This window comes from Microbacterium sp. H6, from assembly GCF_003314775.1.
Lineage (GTDB): Bacteria > Actinomycetota > Actinomycetes > Actinomycetales > Microbacteriaceae > Microbacterium > Microbacterium oxydans.
Genome location: NZ_QOAY01000116.1, coordinates 1 through 4,920 on the forward strand (window position 1 = coordinate 1; position 4,920 = coordinate 4,920).

Below are 4,920 nucleotides of genomic sequence, written 5' to 3' on the forward strand. Positions count from 1 at the left end.
GCGGCCGTGACCCGCAGCGCCGTCGCGAGGTCGGCGTGCTTGATGGTCGCCTGATTGATCGACAGTCGCGGATCCGGAGTCTGCGCTTCGCGGGTCATGCGTCCACTCCGTTCACACGCAACATGCTGTGCCATCGCTCGCGGGCGAGGTCGGGCTGTTCGAGCGCGAGCGAGTCGTTCGCGAGCTCGACGATGCGGCTCAGATGCGGCAGGCTGCGCGCGGAATGCAGCCCGCCGACCATCTGGAACGCGGGCTGGTGCCCGTTCAACCAGGAGAGGAACGCCACACCCGTCTTGTAGTAGAAGGTGGGTGCCGCGAACACCTGCCTGCTCAGTGCCTCGGTCGGACCGAGGACCCGCCGGTACTCCGCAGCGTCACCCGCATCCAACGCCTGGATCGCCGCGGACGCGACAGGGGTGATCGCGGCGAAGGCTCCCAGCAGCGCGTCGGAGTGGGCACGGTCCGCAGCGCCGTCGATCAGGTCCACGTAGTTGAAGTCATCGCCGGTGAACATCCTGACCTCCTCGGGGAGGCGCGAGCGCACCGCGATCTCGGAGTCGGCGTTCAGCAGGCTCATCTTGACACCCGCGACCTTGCCAGGGCTCTCGGCGATGATCTGCAGCAGCACCTCGGACGCCGTCTGCCAATCCTCCGCACCGAAGTAGCCGGCGAGCTCGGGGTCGAAAGCCGTACCCAGCCAGTGCAGCACCACGGGGGTCGTCGCGCGCGAGAGCACCTCCCGATACACGCGACGGTAATCGGCGGCGTCGGCGGCGACACGGGCGAGGTGGCGCGAGGCCATCAGCACGGGTCCGGCGCCCTGCTCCTCGGTGAAGTGCAGCTGCTCGGTGTAGGCCGTGATCACCTGTTCGAGGGGGATGTGCGTCTCGGCGATGTGGTCGGTGTTGACGCCGACGACGACCGAACCGCCCTCCTCGCGCGCGACCTGAGCGCTGCGGGCGATCAGCTCACGGGTGGCTACGGCATCGAGACCCATGTTCCGCTGCGCCGTGTCCATCGCGTCGGCGACGCCGAGACCCCAGGAGTACACGTTGCGGCGGAAGGCGAGGGTGGAATCCCAGTCGATGTCGGCGGGCTGTCCCGGGGTGTTGTCGGCATGCACCTTCGGCACGACGTGTGCAGCGGCGTAGGCGACTCGACTCTGCAGCGGCGTCGTCGGGCGGGCGTATGCGCCCGAGTCGTTGAGGGCGGCGGCGAACGTCTCACCGCTGGGGCGGAGGAGGCGCAGAGTGCTCATGCGCGCCTCAGCCCAGGGTCAGCGGCGACAGGGCGATCTTGCGACCCTCGGCGCTGGAGGTCAGTCCCGCCTCGGCGAACTGCACACCCCGTGCACCGGCGAGCAGGTCGAACGGGTATTCGGTGCCCTCGACGTAGGAGACCAGATACTCCTGCCACTGCTGGCGGAAACCGTTGAGGAAGACGTCGTTGGTCGGCACGTCCTGCCAGTCGGCGTCGTAGTCGCGCGTGTCCTCGAGGTCGGGGTTCCACACGGGCTTCGGGGTGGCGTTGCGCGGCTGGATCTTCGCGCCGAACAGTCCGACCACGGCGGATCCGTGGGTGCCGTCGACCTGGAACTCGACGAGCTCGTCGCGGTTCACGCGCACGGTCCAGGAGGAGTTGATCTCGGCGATCACGCCGCCCTCGATCTCGAAGATCCCGTACGCAGCGTCCTCCGCAGTGGCGGTGTAGTGCTCGCCCTTCTCGTCCCAGCGGTCGGCGATGTGCACGGCGGCCTGCGCGTACACGCTCTTGACCTCGCCGAACAGGTTCTCCAGCACGTAGTTCCAGTGCGGGAACATGTCGGTGATGATGCCGCCGCCGTCCTCGGTGCGGTAGTTCCAGCTCGGACGCTGCGCGGGCTGCCAGTCGCCCTCGAACACCCAGTACCCGAACTCGCCGCGGACGGAGAGGATGCGGCCGAAGAATCCGGAGTCGATCAGGCGCTTGAGCTTCTGCAGACCGGGGAGATACAGCTTGTCGTGCACGACGCCGGTCTTGACGCCCGCCTCGTCCGCCAGGCGCGCGAGCTCGAGTGCCTCCTCGAGCGACTCCGCAGTGGGCTTCTCCGTGTAGATCGCCTTCCCTGCGGCGATGGCCTTGCGGATCGCGGAGGCGCGGGCCTTGGTCACGAGGAAGTCGGCGTAGATCTCCCACTGCGGGTCGGCGAGCGCCGCGTCGAGATCGGTCGTGTAGTCGTCGATGCCGTGCTTCGCCGCCAGCTCGGCCAGCTTGGCCTCGTTGCGTCCGACCAGGATCGGCTTCACCGTGATGCGGGAGCCGTCGGCGAGTTCGATGCCGCCCTCCTCGCGGATCGCGAGGATCGAGCGCACCAGATGCTGCCGGTAGCCCATGCGCCCGGAGACGCCGTTCATGATGATCCCGATCTCGCGGGTGTTCGCCTGTGCCATGGTGTTCCGTTTCTGTCGCAGGAGGCCGTCGGTGCGCTTCCCCGGTGGTCGGACCTGCTGGTCGGCCACCAGATGGGAAAACGCTTTCCGGCATCATGGCACGACATCGAGGCGAACTGCAACAGGCGCATCAGGAGGGTGTGACGGTCAGCGCGATGTCGTGCTGGCGCGCTCGACGAGCTCGGTTCCGACGACCGAGGCGGCGCGAGCCTTCGACACCCCTTCGATGGCGTCGATCAACGACGAGACCGCGCACTGGGCGAGGGCCGTGAAGTCCTGCCGGATGGTGGTCAGTGGAGGGCGGTAGTTCGCCGCATCCGGCACGTCGTCGAAGCCGATCACGCTGACATCCTCCGGCACCCGGCGCCCCGCGTCGGAGAGCGCGCGCAGCAAGCCCAGCGCCATCTGGTCGTTGGCGGAGAAGACCGCGGTGGCCGCCGTCAGTGCAGCTGCCGCCCGGTGGCCCGAATCGGCGCTCCAGTCACCCCGGACGACGGGCGGAGCATCGATGACGGCAGCGGCGAGGGTCTCGCGCCAGCCCCGTTCCCGCTCCATGGCGGCGAAGGAGTCGGCGGGACCGGCGAGGTGATGGACCGTGGAGTGCCCGAGCTCCAGGAGCCGTTCCGTGGCCGCCGCTGCGCCACCGGCATGATCGCTGTGCACCGAGGCGAAGCCGGCCTCGGTCGGGGCGTCGACGACCACGAGCCTGAGCCCGCTCGGGCGCTCGGTGTCGGAGACCAGGGCCGACGCCTCGTTCAGGACGATCGCGCCGTCCACCTCTTGCTCGGCGAGCCGGTCGAACGCCTCACCGATGCCCCGGGCGGCGGTCACCAGCGTGAGGGCGTATCCGCGCTCCGCCGCCGCCTCCGCCGTCGCCTGGAGCATGCGGGAGTTGCCGACCGTCGAGAGCGTGGTGACGACGAGTCCGATGGTCTGCGAACGCCCGGTGCGCAGGGCGCGGGCCGCGCGGTGCGGGCGGTATCCGAGCTCGGCCATCGCGGTCTCGACACGCGCTCTGGTATCGGGGTCCACGCGGGGGCTGCCGTTGACGACACGGGAGACCGTCTGACCCGAGACGCCGGCGCGCTCGGCGACCATGGCCATCGACACCCGGCGGGAGGACGAACGCCCGCGGTCGGAACCGGGCACGTCGACGACTTCTCCGCCACTCCCGCGTGCTCGCACCCGCCGCCTCCGTCCCGCGCACGGTGGATGCGCGACTCGCTCGTGTTGACGTTATCACGGGGCTGCGCCTACCATGTTTACGTGAACACGCCCGAGCTTCCGGAGACGCGCACCGAGACCCTCGGCGCCGGCGTCGTCAAACGCGCCACCACCCTCGCCGACGGCCGCGATCTGATCTACTACGACGACCCGGGGACGACACTCGGACCGGAGCGCTCCGTGGATGCCCGCACCCTCGACCCTCGACCCGACACCGCGACCATGCGCCTCGACGTGCTCACCGGCGACTGGATCACGGTGGCCGCGAACCGGCAGAACCGCGTGATGATGCCGGGTTCGGATGCCGACCCCCTGGCCCCGCAGACGCCGAGCAATCCGTCGGAGGTGCCGTCCCGCTACGACGTCGCGGTGTTCGAGAACCGCTCCCCCGCATTCGGTCCTGCTCTCACCGAGGCGGTGGGCACCGCACCGCAGGCTGCGAATGCTCCCCGCGGTCTCGACGACCTCGTCACCCTGGGCCTCGGTCGCACGCGCACCTCGGTCGGACGCTGCGAGGTCGTCTGCTTCAGCCCCGAGCACGCAGGCTCCTTCGGCACGCAGTCGGTCACCCGCGCGCGCACCGTGATCGAGGCGTGGGCCGACCGCACGGCCGCGCTCTCCCGGCTGCCCGGCATCGAGCAGATCTTCCCGTTCGAGAACCGCGGCGAGGCGATCGGCGTGACGCTGCCCCACCCGCACGGCCAGATCTACGCCTACCCGTACGTGACCCCGCGCACCGCTCGCGTGCTGGAGTCGATCGACCGCACGGCGCCCGACCTCTTCCAGCGCATCCTGGATTCCGAGCAGGCGTCCGAGCGCGTCGTGTTCCGGGGCGAGCACTGGACGGCGTTCGTGCCGTTCGCCGCGCGCTGGCCGCTCGAGGTGCACCTGATGCCGCACCGTCACGTGGCGGATTTCGCCGAGACCTCGGCGGCCGAGCGGGACGAACTCGCACCCCTGTACCTGCGTCTGCTGCGCGGCGTCGACGCCCTCTACGACTCCCCCACCCCGTACATCGCCGCCTGGCATCAGGCACCGGTGCACGTGGGCCGCGACACCGTGCGCCTGCACCTGCAGCTGACGAGCCCGCGCCGTGCCGCCGACAAGCTGAAGTTCCTCGCCGGCTCGGAGGCCGCGATGTGGGCGTGGGCGGCAGAGGTGCCGCCGGAGGTCGGAGCCGCGCGACTCCGCGAGGCCATCGAGCGCACAGCAGACGACCAGACCGATCCGGGAGCCTCCGCATGACCGCCGCACACGACGACGCCGC

General features: G+C 70.0%; 4 protein-coding genes. 1 reads left to right on the plus strand and 3 read right to left on the minus strand.

Features of this window, described 5'->3' with window-relative positions; all coding sequences use genetic code 11:
- Positions 1–94: 94 nt before the first annotated feature.
- The 3 genes from DSP71_RS07910 to DSP71_RS07920 all read right to left on the minus strand — a co-directional run bounded on the left by DSP71_RS07910 (position 95) and on the right by DSP71_RS07920 (position 3,533).
- Positions 95–1,258: a dihydrodipicolinate synthase family protein gene (locus tag DSP71_RS07910; protein WP_113680802.1), complete on the minus strand. Its 1,164-nt coding sequence runs from the start codon at positions 1,256–1,258 to the stop codon at positions 95–97.
- 7 nt (positions 1,259–1,265) lie between these two features.
- Entirely contained in the window at positions 1,266–2,429 is a 1,164-nt protein-coding gene (locus tag DSP71_RS07915; protein WP_046747686.1) for a Gfo/Idh/MocA family protein, read from the minus strand.
- Positions 2,430–2,576: 147 nt separating this feature from the next.
- Positions 2,577–3,533, minus strand: a complete 957-nt coding sequence (locus DSP71_RS07920) for a LacI family DNA-binding transcriptional regulator (protein WP_113680806.1) — start codon at positions 3,531–3,533, stop codon at positions 2,577–2,579.
- Positions 3,534–3,695: 162 nt separating this feature from the next.
- Here DSP71_RS07920 and galT point away from each other — a divergent pair, with 162 nt between their 5' ends.
- Positions 3,696–4,898, plus strand: coding sequence for a galactose-1-phosphate uridylyltransferase (gene galT, locus DSP71_RS07925; protein ID WP_113680803.1), 1,203 nt, complete (start codon positions 3,696–3,698; stop codon positions 4,896–4,898).
- The last annotated feature ends 22 nt before the right edge of the window (positions 4,899–4,920 follow it).